The 23762-nt window shown below is 37.0% G+C and carries 23 protein-coding genes; 5 read left to right on the top strand and 18 right to left on the bottom strand.

Annotated elements, in window-relative coordinates:
• Positions 1 to 24: 24 nt before the first annotated feature.
• From fmt to folK, 6 genes are all read right to left on the bottom strand, one after another.
• On the bottom strand, positions 25 to 969 hold the full coding sequence (fmt, locus tag JO178_RS16440; RefSeq protein WP_291938216.1) for a methionyl-tRNA formyltransferase: 945 nt from the start codon (positions 967 to 969) through the stop codon (positions 25 to 27).
• 164 nt (positions 970 to 1133) lie between these two features.
• Entirely contained in the window at positions 1134 to 3044 is a 1911-nt protein-coding gene (locus JO178_RS16435) for an ATP-dependent DNA helicase RecQ (protein WP_291938215.1), read from the bottom strand.
• 77 nt (positions 3045 to 3121) lie between these two features.
• Positions 3122 to 4555 carry an OmpA family protein gene (locus tag JO178_RS16430; protein ID WP_291938213.1) on the bottom strand — a complete coding sequence of 478 codons (1434 nt, stop codon included), beginning with the start codon at positions 4553 to 4555 and terminating at the stop codon, positions 3122 to 3124.
• Between the two features lie 211 nt (positions 4556 to 4766).
• Entirely contained in the window at positions 4767 to 6293 is a 1527-nt protein-coding gene (locus JO178_RS16425; RefSeq protein WP_291938211.1) for an OmpA family protein, read from the bottom strand.
• 33 nt (positions 6294 to 6326) lie between these two features.
• On the bottom strand, positions 6327 to 7445 hold the full coding sequence (locus JO178_RS16420) for an OmpA family protein (RefSeq protein WP_291938210.1): 1119 nt from the start codon (positions 7443 to 7445) through the stop codon (positions 6327 to 6329).
• 17 nt (positions 7446 to 7462) lie between these two features.
• A complete protein-coding gene (gene folK / locus JO178_RS16415) occupies positions 7463 to 7879 on the bottom strand; it encodes a 2-amino-4-hydroxy-6-hydroxymethyldihydropteridine diphosphokinase (protein ID WP_291938209.1) in 417 nt (138 codons plus the stop codon).
• A gap of 22 nt (positions 7880 to 7901) precedes the next feature.
• Here folK and sppA point away from each other — a divergent pair, with 22 nt between their 5' ends.
• A complete protein-coding gene (gene sppA / locus JO178_RS16410; protein ID WP_291938207.1) occupies positions 7902 to 9656 on the top strand; it encodes a signal peptide peptidase SppA in 1755 nt (584 codons plus the stop codon).
• 68 nt (positions 9657 to 9724) lie between these two features.
• Here the strand turns inward: sppA and JO178_RS16405 are convergent, their stop codons facing one another.
• The 7 genes from JO178_RS16405 to rpmB all read right to left on the bottom strand — a co-directional run bounded on the left by JO178_RS16405 (position 9725) and on the right by rpmB (position 13259).
• Positions 9725 to 9985, bottom strand: coding sequence for a GlsB/YeaQ/YmgE family stress response membrane protein (locus JO178_RS16405; protein WP_291938205.1), 261 nt, complete (start codon positions 9983 to 9985; stop codon positions 9725 to 9727).
• A gap of 72 nt (positions 9986 to 10057) precedes the next feature.
• Positions 10058 to 11011: a signal recognition particle-docking protein FtsY gene (gene ftsY, locus JO178_RS16400; protein WP_291938204.1), complete on the bottom strand. Its 954-nt coding sequence runs from the start codon at positions 11009 to 11011 to the stop codon at positions 10058 to 10060.
• 15 nt (positions 11012 to 11026) lie between these two features.
• The gene (locus JO178_RS16395) at positions 11027 to 11494 is read right to left on the bottom strand and encodes a RidA family protein (RefSeq protein ID WP_291938203.1); all 468 of its coding nucleotides are present in this window, start codon (positions 11492 to 11494) and stop codon (positions 11027 to 11029) included.
• Positions 11495 to 11637: 143 nt separating this feature from the next.
• On the bottom strand, positions 11638 to 12579 hold the full coding sequence (locus tag JO178_RS16390) for an MBL fold metallo-hydrolase (protein ID WP_291938201.1): 942 nt from the start codon (positions 12577 to 12579) through the stop codon (positions 11638 to 11640).
• Positions 12580 to 12660: 81 nt separating this feature from the next.
• On the bottom strand, positions 12661 to 12810 hold the full coding sequence (locus JO178_RS16385; protein ID WP_065395045.1) for a DUF4295 family protein: 150 nt from the start codon (positions 12808 to 12810) through the stop codon (positions 12661 to 12663).
• Positions 12811 to 12829: 19 nt separating this feature from the next.
• On the bottom strand, positions 12830 to 13012 hold the full coding sequence (gene rpmG / locus JO178_RS16380; RefSeq protein ID WP_027373683.1) for a 50S ribosomal protein L33: 183 nt from the start codon (positions 13010 to 13012) through the stop codon (positions 12830 to 12832).
• Between the two features lie 7 nt (positions 13013 to 13019).
• A complete protein-coding gene (gene rpmB, locus JO178_RS16375) occupies positions 13020 to 13259 on the bottom strand; it encodes a 50S ribosomal protein L28 (protein WP_007841810.1) in 240 nt (79 codons plus the stop codon).
• Positions 13260 to 13499: 240 nt separating this feature from the next.
• On the opposite strand from rpmB, the gene JO178_RS16370 reads away from it, so the two are divergent.
• On the top strand, positions 13500 to 15212 hold the full coding sequence (locus JO178_RS16370) for a T9SS type A sorting domain-containing protein (protein ID WP_291938191.1): 1713 nt from the start codon (positions 13500 to 13502) through the stop codon (positions 15210 to 15212).
• Between the two features lie 131 nt (positions 15213 to 15343).
• Here JO178_RS16370 and lnt read toward each other — a convergent pair whose 3' ends face one another.
• Positions 15344 to 16978, bottom strand: coding sequence for an apolipoprotein N-acyltransferase (lnt, locus tag JO178_RS16365; RefSeq protein ID WP_291938189.1), 1635 nt, complete (start codon positions 16976 to 16978; stop codon positions 15344 to 15346).
• A gap of 55 nt (positions 16979 to 17033) precedes the next feature.
• Here lnt and JO178_RS16360 point away from each other — a divergent pair, with 55 nt between their 5' ends.
• A complete protein-coding gene (locus tag JO178_RS16360) occupies positions 17034 to 17441 on the top strand; it encodes a VanZ family protein (RefSeq protein WP_291938187.1) in 408 nt (135 codons plus the stop codon).
• Here the strand turns inward: JO178_RS16360 and proC are convergent.
• The 4 genes from proC to JO178_RS16340 all read right to left on the bottom strand — a co-directional run bounded on the left by proC (position 17438) and on the right by JO178_RS16340 (position 21127).
• The gene (gene proC / locus JO178_RS16355; RefSeq protein WP_291938186.1) at positions 17438 to 18241 is read right to left on the bottom strand and encodes a pyrroline-5-carboxylate reductase; all 804 of its coding nucleotides are present in this window, start codon (positions 18239 to 18241) and stop codon (positions 17438 to 17440) included. The two genes, JO178_RS16360 and proC, sit on opposite strands and share 4 nt — an antisense overlap.
• Before the next feature lie 169 nt (positions 18242 to 18410).
• Positions 18411 to 19424, bottom strand: coding sequence for a UDP-N-acetylmuramate dehydrogenase (gene murB, locus JO178_RS16350; RefSeq protein WP_291938184.1), 1014 nt, complete (start codon positions 19422 to 19424; stop codon positions 18411 to 18413).
• 3 nt (positions 19425 to 19427) lie between these two features.
• Positions 19428 to 19916, bottom strand: a complete 489-nt coding sequence (locus tag JO178_RS16345) for a hypothetical protein (protein ID WP_291938182.1) — start codon at positions 19914 to 19916, stop codon at positions 19428 to 19430.
• Positions 19917 to 19921: 5 nt separating this feature from the next.
• Positions 19922 to 21127, bottom strand: a complete 1206-nt coding sequence (locus tag JO178_RS16340; RefSeq protein ID WP_291938179.1) for a pyridoxal phosphate-dependent aminotransferase — start codon at positions 21125 to 21127, stop codon at positions 19922 to 19924.
• A gap of 226 nt (positions 21128 to 21353) precedes the next feature.
• Between JO178_RS16340 and JO178_RS16335 the strand changes: the two genes are divergently transcribed.
• Together JO178_RS16335 and JO178_RS16330 are read left to right on the top strand one after the other, a co-directional pair.
• A complete protein-coding gene (locus tag JO178_RS16335) occupies positions 21354 to 23150 on the top strand; it encodes a T9SS type A sorting domain-containing protein (RefSeq protein WP_291938177.1) in 1797 nt (598 codons plus the stop codon).
• Between the two features lie 110 nt (positions 23151 to 23260).
• Positions 23261 to 23716: a DUF1801 domain-containing protein gene (locus JO178_RS16330; RefSeq protein ID WP_291938175.1), complete on the top strand. Its 456-nt coding sequence runs from the start codon at positions 23261 to 23263 to the stop codon at positions 23714 to 23716.
• Positions 23717 to 23762: the final 46 nt, after the last annotated feature.

The raw sequence follows: 23762 nt of genomic DNA, 5'->3' as shown, positions 1-23762 counted from the left end.
CTTTTAATATATAACGTCGTTTGTTTACAGTGTTATTTCATCAAAATTTCTGAAACCGTTCAGGAAATCTTTCACCGTCATTCTTTTTTTTCCTTCCAGCTGAAGTTCTTCAGGAAGATAAAATCCGTCCTGTGTATAGATTTTGAATTCATTTTTTGAAATATCCAGTGTCCCTGCAGGTTTTCCATGTTCAGAAACCTCAAACTTTCCGCTGAAAATCTTTAATCCTTTTTCATCTTCTCCTATTTTTAAGGTAGTGAAGGCTGCGGGATAAGGTGACATTCCGAGAATAAACTGATGAACTGTTTTTGAAGGAGCTTTCCAGTTGATTCTGGTATCTTCTTTAAATATTTTATAGGCATTTTTAGGGTGCTCTACCTGAGGCTGAGGTTTTTCTTCAATTGAATGCTCTGCAAGGCCGTTCAGTGTTTTTACCACTAGTTTTGCTCCCATTTCCATAAGTCTGTCATGAAGGCTTCCTGCATTTTCATCAGATAAAATCTCAAATTCTTCCTGCAGCAGAATATTTCCTTCATCAATTTTTTCATTGATGAAGAATGTAGTAGCACCCGTTTTTTCTTCCCCGTTGATTACTGCGTAATTGATAGGAGCAGCTCCACGGTAATCAGGAAGCAGAGAGGCGTGAAGGTTAAATGTTCCCATTTCAGGCATTTCAAAAAGAACTTTAGGCATCATTCTGAAAGCTACAACAACAAAAACATCGGCTTCCAGTTTTTTCAGTTCTTCTAAGAATTCAGGGTTTCTCAGTTTTTCAGGCTGAAAAACAGGGATATTATTTTCTGAGGCATATATTTTTACAGGTGACTGGTGAACTTTCTGACCGCGGCCACTGGCTTTGTCTGCAACAGTTACGACACCTACAACCTGATGATGAGATTGATGAATAGCTTCCAAAGAATTCTTGGCAAACTCTGGAGTTCCTAAAAAAACGACTTTCAATGATTTCATACTACAAAGATAAGTTTTTAGTTTTTGAGTTGAAAAATAATAGCCGGGAGGTTCTGGATTCGTGCGTGGTTTGAGTTTCAGAATGAGAGAGCTTTAAGCAGGGAAACAGACCCGTATCCGTTACCGGATATGGTAGAGTCATACCTACTGCAATCATGAATGTCTTATTGTTCATGATTAATCGCATACGTTCTGAAATTCAGCATTTTTACTTTTCCGGAATCAAGGAGATAAATAAGGTTTTCCAGGATATTTTCTCTGGAGTGATAGCTGAGCTGTACGGAAAGTTCTTCAATAGTTGCGGATTTTTTAGCCAGCAGATTGATAATTTGCTGAGAAATATTTTTTCCGAAAATGGATTGTTTATTTTTTTCACAAACAGAACAATGTCCGCAATTTTTTGAATTTTTTTCTCCGAAATAAGAAAGGATGAGCTTCATTTTACAGTAATCATTATTTTCTGTATAAAACTTCATTTCTTCCCATTTCTGAATTTTATTTTTTTGAATATGTTCAAACAGTTTCCAGTAGGCATTATTGATTACCCTTTCATCCCGAGGTTTTAAAAACTTTACGCTGGATAAGGCTCCGTCAATATATTCCAGATAATCTTTCTGTTGAAGTTCTTTGAGGCGTTCTTTGATTAAAGCAACATTTATTTCAATTTTGCTGCTCACCTGCTGTTCACTGAACATGACTTTATGAGTTGTAAGACCGGAAATCGTCCGAAGAAGAAGCTCAATGAAGTAGGCATCTTTCTGTGGTAACTGATCTATTTCATCAGGTCTCATCAGAAGTTCCAGTGAAGAAAGACTTTTATTATCATTATAATAAATGATTTCCTGGTTGTGAAGAAAGCCTAAAACATTGTTGATTTTTGCTTTTGATAATCGGGTGAAATTTTGTATCCCCAGCATATTGATTTGGAATGTTTTTTCAGGAAGTTCAAACTCGGCAACCTGAAAAATGGAGTAGAGGTAATGGATGATTTTTAAAAACTCAGCTTTATTAGGGATCTGATTTTTTAAGATCTGGTCAAAATTCAAAAGCTCTTGTTTGTTCCAGAGCATGAAAGCAAAACTGTCTTTACCATCCCTTCCCGATCTTCCGATTTCCTGATAATAGTTTTCCAGAGATGCTGCAGGAGAATAATGGATTACAAAACGAACATTGTCTTTATCGATTCCCATTCCGAAAGCATTGGTTGAGATCAGAACATGATTATCACTGCTATTCCATAAATTCTGTCTGGTGTTTTTCTCTTTTACCGTTAAGCCGGCATGAAAGTAATCTACATTTTTCAGTTGGTTTTTCTTCAGGTATTCAGCCAGCAATTCTGCTTCTTTTCTGGTTCTTACATATACTATACCGGAATCGTTGTTATATTTCAGGATATCGAAAACACGTTGGAATTTATCAGAAACTTCTTCTGTGAAAATTCTGATATTATCCCTTTTAAAACTTTTCTGAAAAACAACCGGTTTTCTAAGTTCGAGTTTAGTTTTGATTTCTTCCAGTACTTTTGGTGTTGCAGTGGCCGTTAAAGCCAGACAGGGAATTTCAGGATTATTTTTTCTGAAATCTTTTATATTCTGGTAGCTTGGACGAAAATCCTGGCCCCATTCTGAAATACAGTGAGCTTCATCTACAGCAATAAAAGAGAGCTGAATATCCTGGATATTTTGTAAAAACTGAGTGTTGGTAAGCCTTTCCGGAGATACATATAGTAATTTTGTCAGGCCTTCCTTACAGCGTCCGTAAATGGCTTCAGCATCATATTCATCCAGTTCAGAAGATAAATATTCAGCTTCTATTCCGCGGAATTTCAGCTGGTTTACCTGATCTTTCATTAATGCCAGAAGAGGGGAAATAACGAGGCATGTTCCTTCTTTTAATAACGCAGGAAGCTGATAACAAAGAGATTTTCCTGCTCCTGTTGGTAATAAAACCAATGTATCTCTTTCATTGATAACGGAATTGATAATTTCTTCCTGAGAATCTCTGAAGCCGGTATAGCCCCAAAAATACTTAAGGGTATCATATTTTAATTTTTGAAAGTCCTGTGGAGAAATCATACGGTAAAAATAAGGAAAGTATTAAAACAAAAAAAGCCACGCTATGCGTGACTTTCATATAATCAATAATAAGTTTATTATTTAGCTTCGAAGTATACCCTTCTGTTTGCTCTGTTTTTCCATTCAGGACATTTAGTAGCAGGCTCGCATTCAGGATATTTAAGGTCTTTTTTACCTTTTCCAATTGCTTTTAATTTATCAGACTGAACACCGTTTTTGATTAGGTAATTTTTAACGTTGTTCGCTCTTCTTTCAGAGAGTTTCTGGTTGTAAGCTTCAGTACCTCTTGTGTCGGTAGCTCCGATTACATTATATCCTCCGTTTGAAGAATTGATATAGTTGACAGCATTGTTTAGGATAGGCGTATTAGATGGTAAAATTCTGTCTGAATTTAAGTCAAACTCAATTCCTTCTAATTTAGTTTCTGTTTCTACTACAGGACCTGTAGTTACCGGGCAACCGTTGTTTTCAACAGGTCCGGGAACCGTTACACATTTATCGTAAAGGTCTATAACACCATCAAGGTCTGTATCAAGAGCAACACCCGCACCATCCACTCTTGCACCGGCAGGAGTATCAAGTTGTCTGTCCCAATCGTCGCAAACTCCGTCGTTGTCAGCATCTCCTTTTTTACATACTTCGATATCCTGATTTTTATTAGCCAAAACATCAAGTTTGTAATAGATTTCCTGAAGCGGATCATGCCACATTAAGTGAGATTCATGTTTTCCTAATTTTACAGAAAGACCTAAAGTTGCGTTGATGAAATTATCAGAAACCTGTGAAGAACGTCTGTTGATAGCGCTGTAAGGATCACCTCCTCCGTCGAATGTGTCATCACCAGTGACTACATACATTACTCTTCCTTCAAGATCTATTCTTCTGTTTACTTTAAACTTAAGACCTGCACCTGCCTGAGCAAATAAAGATCCCAGCTTAAAAGGTTTCACTTCAGTCATCAGTCTTTGTCCGTTGATATCTTTCTGGTAAGCTCTGTAAGCAATTGTACCTACACCGGCATATCCATGAAGCGCCCATCGGTAAGTAGAGTGGTTGTCTACTCTTCTTAAAAGATTAGAGAAATTGATATCCCCTAAAATTGAGATCGCGTCATACTGAGTTCTACCGGCTACAGCCTGAGCATCAGGAGCTGCATCTTTAGTATTAAACCATCCTTGTCTGGTTTCACCTCTGTCATATTGTAATTTAAGCCCAAATGCATGAGTAATTGCCTTATCAATACTTACATAAGCAGAGTATCCAAAAAGGTTTTTACCATTACCGTTTTTAATGGAAGTTAAATCAGCGGATTGAAGAAGTGGAACACCAGCCCCTGCTGAAATCGACCAGTCGTTAAATCTTTTAGATTGATTGGTAAATCGGGAAACATTAGCAGATCCGGAAGAGAATGTATTAGGATACGTTCCGTTTGAAACCGCCGTTGAGTCTTGTGCATAGCTGGCGCTAGGAATAGCTAATGCTAATGCAACAATTGCTAAACTTAATTTCATAGTGTTATTTTTTTAAGTTAAGTTATTTTAAATGATTTTATTTCTTAAAAGCTTATTTTGTGTTAATTTTTTTCTAAATTGCTTTAATCTATTTCATTAACATTAGAATTATAGCCCTGAAAATGATATAAAGGTATGTAAAAAATTCCGTAATAGAAAAAAAATAAACCGAAAAGAGTAATTCTTTTCGGTTTTTATTATTGATAAGAAATTATTTTTTCTTTTTTTTAGCGGGAGCTTTTTTCATATGTTTTTTTACAGGTGCTGCTTCTTCATAATCTTTTTTCTTGATAGCATCCCATTGTGAATTTTCAATAAATCTCACGGTAACTTTTCTGTCTGCTAATCTTTCAGCATCCGAAGCTGTTGCAGGAATTTTAGCATCTTCGGAACCCACTCCTCTTGACTTCAGTACATTTTGACTGATTCCTCTGCTTTCTAAAGCGCTTACTACCGCAGCTGCTCTTTCTTTAGAGAGTCTTAGGTTGTAGGCAGCATTTCCTTTAGCATCCGTATGTCCTGTTAAAAGATAGTTTCCGCCATCTTTCTTAATGATATCGGCAGCTAAGTCTAGTTTGCTGTTGGATTCAGGTCTGATCGTTGCTTTATTGAAGTTAAAGTAAATATCTTTCAGTGTTTTTTCTACTTCAACCGCAGTGTCATTGTTATTTTTTACAATCGGGCAACCGTTGTTTTCAACCGGTCCGGGAACCGTTACACATTTATCGTAAAGATCAATAACGCCGTCAAGATCTGCATCAAGAGCAACACCCGCTCCATCTACTCTTGCCCCGGCAGGAGTGTCAAGTTGTCTGTCCCAATCGTCGCAAACTCCGTCGTTGTCAGCATCTCCTTTTTTACAAACTTCGAAATCCTGTTTTTTGTTAGCCAAAACATCAAGTTTGTAATAGATTTCCTGAAGCGGATCGTGCCACATTAGGTGTGAATCATGTTTTCCTAATTTTACGGAAAGACCTAAGGTTGCATTGATGAAGTTATCAGAAATTTGTGAAGAACGTCTGTTGATAGCGCTGTAAGGATCACCTCCTCCGTCGAATGTGTCATCACCAGTGACTACATACATTACTCTTCCTTCAAGATCGATTCTTCTGCTCACTTTAAACTTAAGACCTGCACCTGCCTGAGCAAATAAAGATCCCAGTTTAAAAGGCTTCACTTCAGTCATCAGTCTTTGTCCGTTGATATCTTTCTGGTAAGCTCTGTACGCAATTGTACCTACACCGGCATATCCGTGAAGCGCCCATCGGTAAGTAGAGTGGTTGTCTACTCTTCTTAAAAGATTAGAGAAATTGATATCCCCTAAAATTGAGATCGCGTCATACTGAGTTCTGCCGGCTACAGCTTTAGCGTCGGGAGCTGCATCTTTAGTATTGAACCATCCCTGTCTGGTTTCACCTCTGTCATATTGTAAATTGATTCCAAAAGCATGAGTAATTGCTTTATCAATACTTACATAAGCGGAGTATCCAAAAAGGTTTTTACCATTACCATTTTTAATGGAAGTTAAATCAGCGGACTGAAGAAGTGGAACCCCAACCCCTGCTGAAATTGACCAGTCATTAAACCTTTTGGATTGATTGGTAAATCGGGAAACATTTGCAGATCCGGAAGAAAATGTATTAGGATACGTTCCGCTGGAAGGTGCTGTTGAGTCTTGTGCATAGGTAATGGCTGGGAATGCCATAGCTAATGCAGCAATTGCTAAACTTAATTTCATCGTGTATATTTTATAAATTTTTTAGACAGTTAATTATTTGATCGGACATCCGTTGTTTTCAACCGGTCCAGGAACAGTTACACACTTATCATATAAGTCTATAACGCCGTCAAGATCCATATCAAGAGCAACACCTGCACCATCTACTCTTGCCCCGGCAGGAGTATCAAGTTGTCTGTCCCAATCGTCACATACTCCGTCATTATCGGCATCTCCTTTCTCACAAACTACGAAGTCTGTTGCCGCATTTTCTAAAACATTCGTTTTATAATAAGCTTCTTGTAACGGATCATGCCATGCCAGGTGAGACATTTGCTTTCCTAGTTTGAAAGATACCCCTAGAGATACTGTCCAGGCATTGTAAGATCTTCTATTGTTAAGAATTGTATATCTATATCCTGACTCTACAGGGTCTTTAGGATCGTAGCTTGAATTATTGTATCCGCTACCATCAAATGCCTGCTCACCACTTATAATATACATGGTTCTTGCTTCTACATCAATAAGTGGAGAAACATTATATTTAAGCCCTAAACCAACCTGATAGTAAATGGAACTAATATCAAGGTCCTGTTTAACAAATAACGGAACTCTTTTAGGATTATCACTCCATCTGTTTCTGTCATTATCATGTAAAGAAGTTCTGTATCCTTGAAGTCCAATTCCTCCATAACCATGGAATGCCCATCGGTACGGTGAATGATTGTCTACTCTTCTTAATAAATTAGAGAAGTTAATATCACCCAATAAAGCAATCTGATCAAACTTGGTGTTGGCAAAAGCTACACCAGCTAATTGGCCCGGCATACCCGGAAGCTGACCGGTTTGTTTTGTTTCTCCTCTGGTATACATAAGGCTTAACCCAAATGTATGTGAGATTTGCTTGTCAATACTTACGTAAGCATTGTATCCCCAGTTGATCTTATCTTTATTAATAGATGTCAGGGCAGAATGCACCATGAACGCAGGACCACCTCCTACTGAAATTGACCAGTCTCTGAAACGTCTGGCTTTGTTGTCAAAAGGTTGTACATTAGCTGATCCCGAAGAGAAAGTGTTGGGGTACTCGCTTGAAGAGTTTACTGTAGTACCGCTATTCTGTGCGTAAACGGCAATAGGCAGTGTCGCCAATAATAATAAACCTAATTTCATACTGTATGTTTTATGTTTTAAATAAAATCCTTTAATAATATTCTTGAAAAATCCCTTTCAAAAAGATGTTTATTATGAGGGATTTCTAATCTTTCTGATCTAAAGTTTAATTCATTATAGGTAATGATATCAATATCAATTAGCCTGTCACTATAGCCTCCGGATACTTTTGAATCATTAATTCTTCCCATATCAACTTCTATCTTTTTTATAAATTCAAGCAGTTGAATTGGAGAAAGATGCGTGAATATTACTACTGCAATATTACAAAAAATATTAGAACTGACAAATTCTACGGGATCTGACATTAAAAATTCGCTCATTTGTGAAATTTCATTCCCGGAATCGCTAATCTTCTGTAAAGCAAGCTCTAAATTTTTTTTTTGATCTCCAAGGTTACTTCCTAGTAACAAAATGACCTTATGCTTCGACATATTAGAAAAATTGATTGAATTTATGAGAAGTTTCTTTAAAAATGTTTTGGCAAATATAGTTGCAATTGTAATACTTTGCGCTTTATTTTTCGTCTTTTTCATTGTGATGCTTGTATTCAGTTCTATGGGAAGTGATAAGTCTGTAACAGTGAAAAAGAATTCGGTTCTTACGATTAATTTAAAGACACATATTATTGATAGTCCTACTGAAGAGGAGAACGGGTTATTCGGAATCAGTAACCAGAATAAAAGCGTTCTTTTGTATGATGTACTGGAAGCTATCAATAAAGCTAAAACAGATGATAATATCAAAGGGATAAGTATCGAGGCTGATGATCTGAATGCAGGACTTACCCAGATTGATGATATCAGAAATGCTATTGAAGATTTCAAAAAAAGCGGAAAGTTTGTATACGCTTACGGAAATGGTGTTTCGCAATCTGCTTATTATTTAGGATCCGTGGCGGATAAATATTATTTAAATCCAGCGGGAGGAATTGAGCTGAAAGGTCTAGCTACCGAAGTGACTTTCTTTAAAGACTTTGCAGATAAATACGGAATCGGGATTGAGGTGATTCGTCACGGGAAATTTAAATCTGCAGTAGAGCCTTTTTTAAGAAATGATATTTCTCCTGAAAATAAAGAACAACTGAGTACACTTTTAAATGACCTTTGGAAGAATACTTCCCACAAAATGGCTGTTTCACGAAAGATAGACACAACACAGTTTAAGATGGTTGTGGATAGTTTATATGGAATGATTCCTGAATTGGGATTAAAATATAAACTTGCCGATAAGCTCATTCAGAAAGGAGAGTATGAAGATATTATTAAATCTAAGTTAAGTTTAAAAGACCAAGAAAAATTAAATAAAATTTCATTAGCTAAATACATAAGCTCTTATGAGGATGATGATCAGTCGGGAGAAAAAATAGCTGTATTGTATGCTTCAGGTTCTATTAATAACGGAGACGGGTATAATGATATTTATTCTGAAAAATATGTGAAGTATATTAAAAAACTTCAGGAAGACGAAAAAGTAAAAGCCGTTGTGTTAAGAATTAACTCTCCGGGAGGAAGCGCAAATGCTTCCGATGAAATTTTATTTGAACTTCAGCAGCTAAAAAAGAAAAAGCCTTTGATTGTTTCTTTTGGAGATTATGCAGCTTCCGGAGGATATTATATTGCAATGGCAGCAGATAAAATTTATTCAGAACCGAATACACTTACAGGATCTATCGGAGTTTTCGGGGTAATACCTTATTATAAAGATATTGCTAATAAAAACGGAATTCGTGCAGATGTTGTGGCTACCAATGCCAATTCTATGTATTATTCGGGATTGAACGGGGTAACGCCATACGGTGTGAATATGATGACAAGAGGGGTGGAAGGAACGTATAAAAGGTTCGTACACTTTGTTACTCAAAACAGAAAGCAGACTTTCGAGCAGATTGATAATGTAGGAGGAGGAAGAGTATGGAGCGGAGTTCGTGCTAAAGAGATCGGTCTTGTGGATAATTTAGGAACTCTTCATGATGCAATTAAATTTGCAGCTCAAAAAGCCGGACTGAAATCTTATTATGTAGACTCTTTCCCTAAGAAGATGTCTCCGTTTGAGCAGATATTTAAAGACTTTAATGAAGAAGATGTTTCGGCAAGAATTATCAAAAGTAAGATTGGGAAAGCCAACTATGAAATCCTTGAACAGATCACAGACAAAAAACTTCAGTCTGAAATAAAAATGGCAATGCCCTACCAGATTAAAATCGACTAACTAAATTATATTGTACACAAAAATCCCGGATCTGAAATTCAGATCCGGGATTTTATTTTTTATTCGTGTTAACTTTTTTTCGTTGCCATTCCATAAATCCAGAGAATGATTAATGCTCCTCCGATGGCAAGAATCCAGCTTTTCGGATTCCAGAATGAGGTGACATCTCCCCAGTGTAAAATGTAAACTCCTATAGCGCCTCCTACAAAAGCTCCCAGAATTCCCAGGATAATAGTAATCAGCCAACCGCCTCCCTGTGTACCGGGCATGATCATTTTAGCGATTGCACCTGCAATAAGACCGAATAAGATCCATGTTAATATTCCCATAGTTGCAAATTTTTTAAGTGTTAATATTTTAAAATGATTTGTTTACTAAGATAAGGGAAAACATGATATAAATCATCTTTTCTTGAAAAATGAATCTACAAATTCTGTACCATTAAAAAGTTGTAAGTCCTGCATTTTTTCACCAACGCCAATGTATTTCACCGGAATCTGAAACTGATCCGAAATTCCAATAACAACACCTCCTTTGGCTGTTCCGTCTAGTTTTGTAACTGCCAAAGCATTTACTTCTGTAGCGGCAGTAAACTGTTTTGCCTGTTCAAATGCATTCTGCCCTGTGGAACCGTCAAGAACCAAAAGAATTTCGTGAGGAGCATCAGGAATTACCTTTTGCATCACTCTTTTGATTTTAGAAAGCTCGTTCATCAGGTTGATTTTATTGTGAAGCCTTCCGGCTGTATCAATGATCACCACATCTGCATTTTGAGCTACAGCACTTTGTACCGTATCAAATGCTACTGACGCAGGATCCGAACCCATTTCCTGTTTTACGATAGAAACACCTACTCTTTCACTCCATATGGTGAGCTGATCAACCGCTGCTGCTCTGAAGGTATCCGCAGCTCCTAGAACTACTTTTTTACCCTCCGATTTGAACTGGTGGGCCAGTTTCCCGATTGTCGTAGTTTTTCCGACTCCGTTTACTCCAACGACCATAATGACATAAGGTTTTTTGGAGGTATCGATGTTTCCCGTTCCTGCGTGCGGATTTTCAAGAAGGAGTCCTGAAATTTCATCACGAAGAATTTGATCTAATTCACCTACTCCGACATATTTATCCCTGGCAACACGTTCTTCAATTCTTTCTATGATTTTAATAGTGGTAGAGGCGCCTACATCAGATGCAATCAGCACTTCCTCCAAATCATCAAGTACTTCGTCATCTACCTTACTTTTACCGACTACGGCTTTCGTCATCTTTTCAAAGAAACCCTGGCTGGATTTTTCCAACCCTTTGTCTAAAGTTTCTTTTTCTTCTTTTTTGAAAATATTTTTAAACCAACTCATAGTTTTAGTTTATTCTTATTTATTTTTAATCACTGCTGTGACTTCTACTTCTATTAACACCCCTTCTTTGAAAAGTTTGTTCACTTCTACAAGGCTGCTTACAGGAGGATTTTCAAGATTGATATATTCGTCTCTGACTTTTCTGAAGTCGGACACTTTTGAAATGTCTGTTACAAAAATTCCCATCTTTATAATATCTTTGCCTGTACCTCCATATGCTCTCAGGATATTTTCGATATTTCTGAAAATCTGACGTGTCTGATCTTCTACAGTATTTCCAACCAGATTCCCTTCCGGATCCAAAGGAACCTGTCCCGATAATAAAATCATTTTAGAACTGCCGCAATCTATACTTACCGACTGTGATAATCCTTTAATGTTGAAAACTTTTGATGAACTTTTATACTCTACAGAATTCATTGTTTTCTGACTGAATGAAAATAGAAAAGTCACTGTACATACCAGAACAAGAATCTTTTTCATATTTTGTTGATTAATAATCTGGTGAGCAAAGATAGCAAAAAAACTACCCAAAAAATGAGTGTTTTTTTGACATTATATATAAAATATGGACTGCCTGTCTACTTTATACAAGTTGCACTGTTAATGTTTTTCTTATTTTAAAATTATAATTCTACCGTATCTCCAAGTCTTGCAATATTAAAACCATTGGCCAGAACCGTTTTAGTCTGCTGGCTATCCGGAACTAAAAGTTTGTTTGTATGATTAAAATGAATAAAGTAAACTTTCTTTTTTTCCTGAGAAGGTAAATTTTTAAATAGCTTCATACTCTCTGTCACAAATGGATGGGGGATTTCTGAGATATCTCTAAAGTCTACTTCTTCTGCATCATAAAACGTAGCGTCTAAAAATGCATAATCAACCTTTTTAATAATGTCTGTAATGTTATGTTTCCATGTGTTCCATTTATCAATATCAGGGATAAATACTGCTCTTTTATGAGGGCCCTGAATTAAGTATCCTACCGTTTCAGAGTATTCATCCCGATGAGGAACCTCAATAGGGGTGACCTGAAGGCGAGGGCTTATTTTCAAGGGAATTTCATTTTTCATTTCCCGAACCTCAATATTTTTTAAATGGACCAATTGTGACCAGGGTCCGTTATTCTCAAAATACTTCTTAAGTCTCGGCATAGCATAAACCGGAACATTTTTAGAATTCATACCTTCTCTTCCTAAAAACATCAGACCTGTATAATGGCCGATATGGGCATGGGTAATAAAAATTCCGTCCGGAGCTGTTTTGCCCAATGTACCGGATTTTTCTTGTAATAATTGAAGCTGTGAGGTGAAATCAGGACTGCTGTCAAAAATATAGTTTTTCTGTAAATCGTAATCTATCACTCCCATTGAGATGATCTTCCGGTCTTGCCTGGGATGTTTCCAGAGGTCTGCACAACAGCTTTTTTTACAGCCCGCCTGTGGTGAGCCTGCATCCTGTACATTTCCAAGAACAGTCAGTACCATGCCTTTATCTGTGCTGATATTTTGAGCAGAAATTATACAGAAAAAAGAGGTACCTAAAATCAAAATAAATAACGATTTCATTTTTATGTCTTTAACAGCATAAAAATAAAAAAAAACTACCCAAAATATGAGTAGTTTTTTATATTGTAAATAAAGTATTGATTATTTTTTTAAAAAACCATCTACTTCATCAGCATTCATTACTTTTTCTTCGAAAACGTAAGCTCCTGATTTAGAAGACTTCACCATTTTCACCACTTTGGTCATTTTTTTAGACCCGGTTTGTAGGGTTGCTACTACTTTCTTTGCCATTGTAAATTATATTTATAAATTACTTGATTTCTTTGTGAAGGGTAGATCTCTTAAGAACAGGATTGTATTTTTTCAATTCCAATCTCTCTGTGGTGTTCTTTTTATTCTTTGTAGAAATGTATCTAGACATTCCCGGCATACCGCTTTCTTTGTGCTCTGTACATTCAAGGATTACTTGAACTCTATTTCCTTTTTTTGCCATGATTCAATTACTTTTTAATCAATCCGTTTCTTACAGCTCTTTCTAGAGCCTCTTCGATTCCAATCTTGTTAATCACTCTCAATCCATGAGCTGATACTTTCAGTGTTACGTGCTTATCTTGCTCCGGAAGGTAAAACTTCTTCTCCAATAAGTTAATTTCAAAACGACGCTTCGTTTTGTTATTAGCGTGAGAAACGTTGTTACCAACCATTGCACGCTTTCCTGTTATTTGGCAAATTCTTGACATATCTCGATGTTCTTATTTGTATAATATTTGAGAGTGCAAAATAACGAAGAATTTTTTAGATAGGCAAATCTTTTGGAAAATATTTGCAAATAACTTACTGATTGATAATATTGATTTTAAAATAGCCGAATTCCCCGAATACAGCCTCTAAGCGGTGCTGATATATTTCATACATGCTTTTTCAGGCCAGATTAATTTAATATTTTATCTTTGTTTTTAATTAATCTAAATAAAAATAATATGAAGAGAATTTATATTCTATTGTCTATGATTCCAATTGGGATAACCGCACAGAGTTTTACTGAAATACAGACCGGTATGAAAAATTTCTATTATGCTGCTGCTGATTTCGGAGATATGGATAAGAACGGAACCCAGGATATTGTACTCAATGGAGCATTAGATTCTGATGGTGACGGATATGTGGATACAACCTATAATGAAGTATATAAAAATAATAACGGGACTTTGTCTTTATATGCTGATCTTGGAGTAGATGTAACCCATCTGGGAGATATAAAATTTATTGATTATAATAATGACGGTCTTCAGGATATTATTTCCACAGGTCTCAGCTATATGGATATTGTCAACTACAAACAATACCGCTTTAGAAATACAGGAACCGGGTTTATAAAAGAAAACGAAATGCAGGGGAAAATTTATGGTTCTATGGAAGTTTTCGATTTTAATCATGACGGAAAACCAGATTATGCCCTTAACGGAACCCAGTACTCTCACGGAGCAGGCTTCAGAAATACCCTTGATTTTTACAAGAATACAGGTTCAGGTTTTGATATGACTGAAAATTGGGTGGATGGAACTCAAAACGGAAGTTTTAAAATAGTGGATCTCAATAATGACCACCTTTTAGACTTAGTCATTATAGGATCTGATATTTCCGGATCTCCTGTTTCCAGAGTTTATATCAATCAGGGAGGAACTTTGGTACAGTCACAGGATTTTGAACCTTTGATAAGTGGTAAGATTGATTTTGCGGACTTTAATGCTGACGGCTTTCAGGATATTGTAGTGACAGGAAAAGATGAAAACGATAACGGCTATTTTGCTGTTTTAATGAATGACGGAACCGGAGTGTTAACTGCCCATCCTATCAATATGCCGGATCTATCCGATGCATCCGTAAGTGTGGGAGATTTGAATAATGACGGCTATTATGATTTTATCATTTCAGGAAATGAAAACTATAACGGGATGATAAAGACGTACTTATATAATGTAAACGGGCAGGGATTTACGGAATCTGTTCCGACAGGAATATCTCATCTGGGAGGTCCCGGACTTGTTCAGCTCTTTGATTTAAATAATGATAATCATCCTGATATTTTATTAAGCGGATTCGACTGGTCAAATTCTTATATGCCTTCATTAACTAAAGTTTTTAAGAATACTTCTACAGAAACGAATGCAAAACCTGCTCCTCCCACACATCTTAGTCTGACAAAGAACGGAAACCGCTTTAATTTTGTATGGAGCGGAGCCACGGATGATAAAACGCCGGTCGCTGCACTTCGTTATGAGATCAGTGTAGGAACAACAGAAGGGACGTCAGATATTGCACGGTATATGGTAACAACTCCTTCATGGTATCTGGATCTGGACCCTTCTGTTCAGAATGTGTACTGGAGTGTAAAGTCCATTGATGCTTCTAAAGCCTATTCCAGCCCTTCTGTGATAAACAGTACATTGGGGACAAGTGATGTTCGTGCTAAAAATGAACTGGCTGTATATCCGAATCCGGCTTCTGAAAAAATATATATCAAAGGAGACAAAATTTCAGAAGCAGAAATGTATTCAATAGACGGAAGGAAAGTAAATATTGTTGTAAACAGAGATCAGTCTGTCGATGTTTCTCATTTACCCAAAGGAATCTATGTATTAAAACTGAAGATAAAAAACGAAATAACCACCAAGAAGCTTACGATTAAGTAATTGAATCAATTCTATCTTCTATCATGAGAAAAGCCGGACGTCCAGCCGGCTTTTCTTTTTTATGATAAGAAATTTATATTCAGTCCGGAAAATCCGGAAGAAAATTTTCTACAGATTTTAAAGCATGAATATTATGCTTTTTTTATTTTATTCTGGAACCTTTTAATAAGGAAATAAAATAATAAAAAACCTAAAGCAAATATTGAAAATCTTGAAAGAAGATCTCCCGCTCTTGTGTAGAACGTCATGGTATCATAAAGGTTTACTTTTGCAAATAAAGTAGTCTGATCTCCATAAAAAGTATCAGCCTCTACTTCTCCTTTTGCATTGATATGTGCAGAAATACCACTGTTTGCGGCGCGGGCAATCTCTCTTCGGGTTTCAATGGCTCTCAGCCTGGCATAAGATAAAAGTTGTTTATGCCCTTCTGTAACTCCCCACCAGGAATCATTGGTCATAATCCCTAAGAAATTAGCCCCTTTTTTAACATAATCGGTTACGAACTCTCCGTAGATGCTTTCATAACAGATGATGGGAGCCAGCCTGCCTTTGTTGTAAGGGTTAGAAAATGCCAGTCTTTCCTTATCGGTACCTAATGAGGCTACCGTGCCTCCTAAGTTTAGCATTGCATCTCCTAAAATAGGTTTAAGAACGCCCATATATGGAAAAATTTCAACACCCGGAACAAGTTTTCCTTTATGGTAAACCTGTGTTTTCTGATTAGGAGCCAGCTGTATGGCCGTATTATAACTGGTTACCCAAACTCCCTGATTCACCTGGTAAGCTTCCTTAGGTAAATGAGCCGGATCAAAATAGAGATGGTGGGATGAAATTCCCGTTGCAAAAACAGAACCGGGATGCTTTACCAGAAATTCTTTGATATTATTAAGAAGGAAGCTTTTTTCAAATCCGGTTTCAGAGATGGAGCCTCTTCCGGGAAGTGCTGTCTCAGGAGCAATAAAATAATCAATTTGTCCTTTGGCATTTTTTTCGGCAAGGGCCAGCAGATCATTCTCAATACTGATGCTGTCTTTGGAGTATTTTTCTGCATAAGGATCAAGATCCGGCTGTAGCATTAAAACATTTACCTGCCCGGATGGTTTCTCATCAAAATTATTGTATTTGATTAATGAAATAATCATCGGAAGGCCGATTAAAGCGATAACGATAGACGAATTTCTGATCAGGTCTTTTCTTTTCCTTCCGGCTTCCCAGGTTCGCAATGTATAGAAAATTAAAACATTGATCAGTAGAATCCAGAAGCTTCCTCCGGTAGCTCCAAGCGTATCATACCATTGAATCAGTTTGGGATATTCGGAAAATACATTTCCTAAATTCAGCCATGGCCATGTCAGTTCCCATCCCAGATGGAACTTTTCAAAACTCATCCAGATCGCAATTAAAAAAGCCAATCCCCAATATGTTCCCTGTGCGTTTTTATACCAGTGATAACATTGGAAAACCAGAGAATACAGGAGAGCGTTAACAAGAACCGGGAATACTACCGCCATCATGGAATGACTGCCATCAGGGTTTTTTGAACCATACAACCATCCTGTAGTAACGATATTCCAGATAACAAAACAAAGGTAAGATAAACCAAAAATCACCCAGCTTTTCCTTTTATAATCTGAAAACTTTGAAATTCCATGTTCCATCATTAAAAGAGGAACGAGTGCGAAAAAAATAAAAAACGGAACTCCGTAAGTAGGCCATGAAACCGACAGCAGCATTGCTGAAATAAGTGTAAGTAAAACGTATTTCATTAAATATTTTTAATATACAAATTTAATGTTTTTGAAATGAATATATTAGCATCCGATGTTAAAGAAACTTTATAAAGTCATCATTATACCCTATACTTTATTTTTGCTCTACCTGATGTTTCTGGGGATGGGCAGATTTCAGTATGAAGATAATCTGATTACGGTAGAGCCTGTTTTTTCTACCATCAGGTTTATTCAGGGAGTACAGCGGTGGCAGGATATTGTTATGATTGTTTCAGGGAATGTGATCATGTTTATTCCTTTCGGTTTTCTGGGATGGCTTTTTCCAAAACTGCAGGAAATAAAAGCTTTACTTATTGCTTTTGTTTCCTCTATTGTAATTGTGGAGGCTCTTCAGTATTTTACAAGAATGGGAATATTTGAGGTAGATGATATCCTCCTGAATACTTTTGGGGTGTATTTAGGGTGGTTATTAAAAAAGATGATTGAAAAAAAAAATTAATGATTGAGCTCTTGAGCTCGTTTTTCAGCATTCAGAATTCCCTGTTTTAAAATATCTTTAAAACCGTTATCTTCAAATGTCTTCAAAGCAGCTTCCGTAGTTCCGCCTTTAGATGCAACATCTTTGATCAGATCTTCCAGGCTTTTATCGGAATTGTTGATCAGGTGATAGGCTCCAAGCATGGTTTGTTTTACAAATAGTTTGGATAGATTTTCTTCAATACCCATTTCGATCCCGGCCTTAATCATGGCATCAATAATATAGTAGAAATAGGCAGGTCCGCTTCCTGAAAGAGCAGTGACCCCGTCTAAAAGTTCTTCATTTTCTAAATAAACCGATCTTCCTGTACTGTTGAGCAGTCTTTCAATATTGATTAACTGGCTGAAAGAAATGCCGCTTGCGGCAGTATATCCTGTAATCCCCATGCCTAAAAGGGTAGGAGAATTGGGCATTGCCCTTACGACAAGAGGATGTTGTAAGGATTTTTGAATTTTTTCAATATTGATTCCCGCCATTATAGAGAGTACCATTTGGTTTTCCTTTACTCTGAACTGTATATTTTGGGCTACATGCTGGAAATCCTGTGGTTTTACTGCAATAATGATCAGATCTGCATCAAGCTCTTTTACCTCTTCAAAGGTGGAAATTCTGGATTTAGGGAAATCCTCAGATATTTTAGCAATTTTAGAAGCACTCCGGATAATCAGATGAAGGTTTTCCGGTTTGATCAATTCGTATTTTAAAAATGATTTTGAAAAAGAAAGCCCCATATTTCCGGCTCCTAAGATTGCTATCTTCATGCTGTGCTGTATTTTTCAGCTAAAATAATGATTTTATAAGTATCAGGTGGATTTTGATTTTGAAGTGGGTAAGGGGGCCTGTTGTTTTAACATTAAAAAGCTGATATAAATATTTTATAAAAATAAAAAAAGGCTGTTTCACTCCCGAATCAGCCTTCCTGTTTTTATATTACATGATATTCACTTCCCGTTCGAGTTCTATCCCGAATTTTTCTTTTACCGAATTGATAATCTCGGTAGAAAAATCAAAAATTTCTTTTCCGGTAGCTGCCCCTGTTGCATTGATGATAACCAGTGACTGCAATTTATGAGAAGCTACATTTCCGATTTGTTTTCCTTTCCAGCCGCATTGTTCAATCAGCCATCCGGCGGGAACTTTCACTTTATCTCCGTTAGGATATCCCTGAATGTTTTCAAATTTTTGCTGTAATATTTCAAACTGAGCTAAGGGAATGGTCGGGTTTTTGAAAAAGCTACCGGCATTTCCAATGACTTTAGGATCCGGCAATTTACTTTGTCTGATGTTGATGACTGCCTGAGAAACATCCTGAATAGTGGGTTTTTCAATCCCCATATTTTGCAGTTCAGAAGTAATGGCTCCGTATGCTGTTTTAATAAGGTGATTTTTTGTGGTTAATTTAAAACTCACTTCCAGAATAACATATCTGTCTTTTCCTTCCTGCTTGAAAATAGAATCCCTGTAACCAAATCTGCAATCTTCAAGACCGAATGTTTTCACTTCATTGTCTTCAAGATCCAGAACGTTACAGCTGACAAAAATATCTTTGATTTCAGTTCCGTATGCACCGATATTCTGCATAGGAGAAGTACCCACATTTCCCGGAATTAAAGAAAGGTTTTCCAGTCCGCCGTAATTTTTTTGCAGGCAATACAAAACGAATTCATGCCAGTTTTCTCCGGCATTTGCCGTGACAAGAACTTCATTGTCACTGATATTTTTTTCAGTGATTCCCTTTAAATTCAGTTTAATGGCAAGGCCTTTAAAATCCTTCGTCAGCAGAATATTACTTCCGCCTCCTAAAAAAAGAAGTGGGAGAGATTGGGAATCTGCAAAATGAAGGGCTTCTTTTAATGCTGCAATAGTGTTGACCTCACTGAAGTACTGAGCTCTGGCATCAACTCCAAATGTATTGTAAGGTTTTAAGGAAAAATTTTCTTGCATGTTTTATTGATATTCTTTTGGGAGAATGTTGTCTATCTGTTCTTTAAGCAGTTGAAATTGCCTGTAATGAAGGGTATCAACATAAGAATTGACATAGATATGTGATTTTTTAGGAGTACGTATCTGAAAAGTTTCATCCATTCCGTCTACAGATTGTTGACTTGGAGAACTTTTTATATCATCCAGATCTCCAGTACGGATAGAAGATATAAGTTGTTTCCATGTATTGGTATTGATAGCGGAAGCCCATTCTGTATGGGTTTTGTTGGATGTAATTCCTTTTTCTGCTACAATGGAGTCTTCTGTTATTTTGATAATCCTGTATTGACCAAGACTTCCGCCGATATTGGATACACTGATAAAAGTAATTCCGTCCGGATTTTTAGGGGTGATGGTTTTTACCGTTTTTTTTTGATCACAGGAAAATAATGCCGACAGCAAAAAGATCGAAAACAGGATTTTCAGATGTATGTTTTTTGTTGTCGGCATCATATGAATTACAGGCTAAATTCTTCTCTGTATTTTTTTAGAGCTTCTTTAAGAATTTCGGCACTTTTTCTTAAATCTTCTTCTTTCAGGACATAAGCAATTCTTACCTGCTTTTTACCTAATTCAGGATTACTGTAGAATCCTCCTGCAGGAGCTACCATAATAGTTTCGTTATTCAGGGAATATTTTTCCAGTAACCACTGGGCAAATTTCTCTGTATCGTCTACCGGAAGCTCAGCAACACAGTAGAACGCTCCTTTTGGTTTAGGGCAAATAACTCCCGGGATTGCATTAAGCAGGTCTACCAATATGTTTCTTCTGTGGGTATATTCTTCTCTTACGGCTCTGATGTAAGGTCCGTCATTCTGGTGAGCTGCCGTTGCAGCAATCTGTCCTAAAAGAACAGGGCTTAATCTTGCCTGAGCAAAAAGCATCGCTGCATTACGAATCTTCTGCGAACGGGTTACCATACATCCGATTCTTACTCCGCACATAGAATAACGCTTGGATTCGGAATCAATGATGATACAATTTTCACTGAGTTCAGGGAAGTCAAGCATAGAAATTTGCTGTTTTCCGTCATATACATATTCTCTGTATACTTCATCGGAAATGATAACAATATCATATTTTAAAGCAATCTCAGCAAGTTTTTGTAATTCTTCACGAGTGTACAGGTATCCTGTCGGGTTACCCGGATTACAGATAATGATTGCTCTTGTTTTTTCTGTAATTTTCTTTTCAAATTCTTCTACAGGCGGAAGGGCAAAACCCGTATCAATTGTAGAAGGGACAGCTACTACATTAACATCAAATGTGCTGGTGAAACCATTGTAGTTAGCATAATAAGGCTCAGGAATGATCACTTCATCACCTTCATCACATAAAGTAGAGATGGCAAAGTTAAGAGCTTCAGAACCTCCGTTGGTAACAATGAAATTGTCAGGAGTTAAATCTGAAAAACCTAAAGAATGGTAATATTCAGTAAGGGCTTTTCTGTATTCTATATTTCCTTCAGAAAGCGCATATTCCAATACTTTTAAATCAATATTTTTTAAAGCATTTAAAGCTGTTTCCGGAGTTTCAATATCAGGCTGCCCGATATTAAGGTGGTATACTTTTATTCCTTTTTGTTTTGCTTGTAATGCAAAAGGAACTAGTTTTCTTACCGGCGATGGCGGCATGTGCAGTGCTCTGTTTGAAATATTCGGCATTGTTTAAAAAATTTGTATGACAAAAATAAGATTTAATTTCCCAATAATAAAATTAAGCGCTAAGAAGAAGGGGCTCATAGGGTTATATTTCTTCTTTTACGGGCATGATAATTTAAATGGGTAAATAGTGAATATTAGCATTAAACAGAATTAATATTGAATATTTATTAAAAATATTCTTTTTATATTAATATTTTTCTTAATTTACCGTTCAAATGTGAATAAAATGACAATAGATTTATTTTTTAGAGCAATTCCTGTTATTGCTCTGTTTTCTGCTTCTGCTCTGATAGGGCAAAATTTTCAGACAATGCCGGTTCAGTCCGGATATACCGATGACGTCATCGCCAACGGAATCGGGTCTTCTATGACTTCTACCACAACAGATGTTGACGGAGTTTCCTACAATTTTGTGTCAAGAGATTTTAAACTGACTGCCACCAGTGCCGATCTTACTTACGGTTTACCCACGAACGGAATTATTAATTCAGCAGTAGCTTCAACACCGGGGCTAAGCTTTCAGCTGGGAAATTTAAGCGGAAACAATTCCCTTCGAATCAATAGCAATACTACGGGAAGCAATACAGGAACATTGGTATTTACGAATCCCGTAGCGGCTTTTAAATTATATATGCTTTCCACCAGTGGTAGCGGAACATCTACCGTCAATATTACCGTGACTTTTACGGATAATACAACTCAGGTCTTCACAGGACAAAGTATTTCAGACTGGTATAACGGAAGTAATTTTGCCATTCAGGGAATAGGGAGAATTCTTAGAAACACAGATTCACTGGAACCCAATTCAACCAATCCCAGATTATATCAGACGGTATTGAATATTGATGCAGCCAATCAGGCAAAACCGATTCAGAGTGTTACCATTACCAAAACCAACAGCGCGGGAGTAGCCAATATATTTGCCTTTTCAGCAGAAGCTTATACCGATTGTTTAGCTCCGGTACTGGCCAACACAGGAACCGTTACTGCCAATTCTGCACAGATTTCATGGACTGTTCCTGCAGGAACACAGGCCGTAAGTCATGATATTTATTACAGTACAAGCCCGACAACTCCTACAGGCAGTACCATCCCTAATTTTTCAAATGTAACCGGAACATCAAATTTGCTGGTGAACTTATCTCCAAGTACAACGTATTATTATTGGGTAAGAACACATTGCAGTACGACAACCGGCCAGAGCGCCTGGTCATTCCCAAAAAGTTTTACCACATTATGCGGAGCAGTAGTGCCTGCTTACACTAATGATTTTACCGTCTTTCCGGGGACCTGTTGGGAGACCTCTGTTTCTGGAGGAAGTCCTGCTACCGGACCTACAGGAACCTCAACATACTGGTTTCAGCGCAACTTCTTAAACGGAGCCACGAACGGATCAGCCAATATGAACTTATACAGTACCAACAGAACAGGCTGGATTAAAACAGTACCTTTTGATCTTTCTGCAGGTAATTACAGAGTGAAATTCAATTACGGAATAACAACATATTCGGGAACAGCCGCTTCACAGATGGGTTCCGATGATATAGTTCATTTTATCGTTTCAAATGATGGCGGAAATACCTGGACAATCCTGCAGACATGGGATGCAAACAATACCCCGTCCAATACATCCAATGCCTATACCTATACATTAACGGGATACACCGGTTCCAATACCGTATTCGCTTTTTATGGAACTTCGGGAACCAACTATGATAGTGCCGATTATAATTTTTATGTAGATGATTTCACGGTTGAAAATGCTAATCTGAGTACTTCAGAAGTGAAGGGGCAGGTTAGAAAAGCAGAAGTTCATCCGAATCCGTTTAAGGATATTCTCTTTATATCGGATAACAGAGAAGTGAAAACCGTTACGGTTGCTGATGTTTCCGGCAGAATCATAAAAACTGTCGACGGACCTCTAAAAGAACTCAACCTCAATATGCTGAATTCAGGATTATATTTTGTGACCCTTCACTTTAAAGACGGGACTCAATCTACTGTAAAAGCAATCAAAAAATAATTTTTTTAATGTGAATAAGTGGGGGCGGCAGTATGTTATTATACTGCTGCTTTTTTATACTTTATTCTCCCGGATTTTTATTAATTTAAACCTCTAAAACTTTACTGAAAATGCAAATTTCATCCGACTCTGTTGAAGACTATATTTCGAAGATCCCTGAAGAAAGGCAAAAGGCTTTCAGAAAACTGTTTGATACTGTGAATGACAATCTGCCGGAAGGTTTTGAAGAAACAACAAGTTACGGGATGATAGGCTGGGCTGTTCCTTTGAAAACATATCCTGCAGGGTATCATTGTACGGCAAATACTCCTCTGCCTTTTATTAATCTTGCTTCACAGAAAAATTTTATCGCATTGTATCATATGGGGCTCTATTCCGGCCCTGGGCTTCTTGAATGGTTTGTTGCTGAATATCCAAAGCATTCCAAAAAAAAACTGAATATGGGAAAGTCCTGTGTCAGATTTAAAAAGCCGGAAGATATCCCTTTTGATTTAATTGCCGAGCTGAGCCGGAGAATAACTCCGGAAGAATGGATTGGAATTTATGAGTTACAATATATAAAATAATAAAAGCCCTGAAATCAAATTGATCTCAGGGCTTTTTAAAAAGGTT

This window comes from Chryseobacterium sp. (genome assembly GCF_019236175.1).
Taxonomy (GTDB): Bacteria; Bacteroidota; Bacteroidia; order Flavobacteriales; family Weeksellaceae; genus Chryseobacterium.
This window is presented reverse-complemented; position numbering and strand designations above follow the sequence as displayed.

Bases quoted from the DNA above. Each gene is read 5' to 3' on its own strand.
- fmt (WP_291938216.1), bottom strand. From the start codon at position 969: ATGAAATCATTGAAAGTCGTTTTTTTAGGAACTCCAGAGTTTGCCAAG.
- JO178_RS16435 (WP_291938215.1), bottom strand. From the start codon at position 3,044: ATGATTTCTCCACAGGACTTTCAAAAATTAAAATATGATACCCTTAAG.
- JO178_RS16430 (WP_291938213.1), bottom strand. From the start codon at position 4,555: ATGAAATTAAGTTTAGCAATTGTTGCATTAGCATTAGCTATTCCTAGC.
- JO178_RS16425 (WP_291938211.1), bottom strand. From the start codon at position 6,293: ATGAAATTAAGTTTAGCAATTGCTGCATTAGCTATGGCATTCCCAGCC.
- JO178_RS16420 (WP_291938210.1), bottom strand. From the start codon at position 7,445: ATGAAATTAGGTTTATTATTATTGGCGACACTGCCTATTGCCGTTTAC.
- folK (WP_291938209.1), bottom strand. From the start codon at position 7,879: ATGTCGAAGCATAAGGTCATTTTGTTACTAGGAAGTAACCTTGGAGAT.
- sppA (WP_291938207.1), top strand. From the start codon at position 7,902: ATGAGAAGTTTCTTTAAAAATGTTTTGGCAAATATAGTTGCAATTGTA.
- JO178_RS16405 (WP_291938205.1), bottom strand. From the start codon at position 9,985: ATGGGAATATTAACATGGATCTTATTCGGTCTTATTGCAGGTGCAATC.
- ftsY (WP_291938204.1), bottom strand. From the start codon at position 11,011: ATGAGTTGGTTTAAAAATATTTTCAAAAAAGAAGAAAAAGAAACTTTA.
- JO178_RS16395 (WP_291938203.1), bottom strand. From the start codon at position 11,494: ATGAAAAAGATTCTTGTTCTGGTATGTACAGTGACTTTTCTATTTTCA.
- JO178_RS16390 (WP_291938201.1), bottom strand. From the start codon at position 12,579: ATGAAATCGTTATTTATTTTGATTTTAGGTACCTCTTTTTTCTGTATA.
- JO178_RS16385 (WP_065395045.1), bottom strand. From the start codon at position 12,810: ATGGCAAAGAAAGTAGTAGCAACCCTACAAACCGGGTCTAAAAAAATG.
- rpmG (WP_027373683.1), bottom strand. From the start codon at position 13,012: ATGGCAAAAAAAGGAAATAGAGTTCAAGTAATCCTTGAATGTACAGAG.
- rpmB (WP_007841810.1), bottom strand. From the start codon at position 13,259: ATGTCAAGAATTTGCCAAATAACAGGAAAGCGTGCAATGGTTGGTAAC.
- JO178_RS16370 (WP_291938191.1), top strand. From the start codon at position 13,500: ATGAAGAGAATTTATATTCTATTGTCTATGATTCCAATTGGGATAACC.
- lnt (WP_291938189.1), bottom strand. From the start codon at position 16,978: ATGAAATACGTTTTACTTACACTTATTTCAGCAATGCTGCTGTCGGTT.
- JO178_RS16360 (WP_291938187.1), top strand. From the start codon at position 17,034: ATGTTAAAGAAACTTTATAAAGTCATCATTATACCCTATACTTTATTT.
- proC (WP_291938186.1), bottom strand. From the start codon at position 18,241: ATGAAGATAGCAATCTTAGGAGCCGGAAATATGGGGCTTTCTTTTTCA.
- murB (WP_291938184.1), bottom strand. From the start codon at position 19,424: ATGCAAGAAAATTTTTCCTTAAAACCTTACAATACATTTGGAGTTGAT.
- JO178_RS16345 (WP_291938182.1), bottom strand. From the start codon at position 19,916: ATGATGCCGACAACAAAAAACATACATCTGAAAATCCTGTTTTCGATC.
- JO178_RS16340 (WP_291938179.1), bottom strand. From the start codon at position 21,127: ATGCCGAATATTTCAAACAGAGCACTGCACATGCCGCCATCGCCGGTA.
- JO178_RS16335 (WP_291938177.1), top strand. From the start codon at position 21,354: ATGACAATAGATTTATTTTTTAGAGCAATTCCTGTTATTGCTCTGTTT.
- JO178_RS16330 (WP_291938175.1), top strand. From the start codon at position 23,261: ATGCAAATTTCATCCGACTCTGTTGAAGACTATATTTCGAAGATCCCT.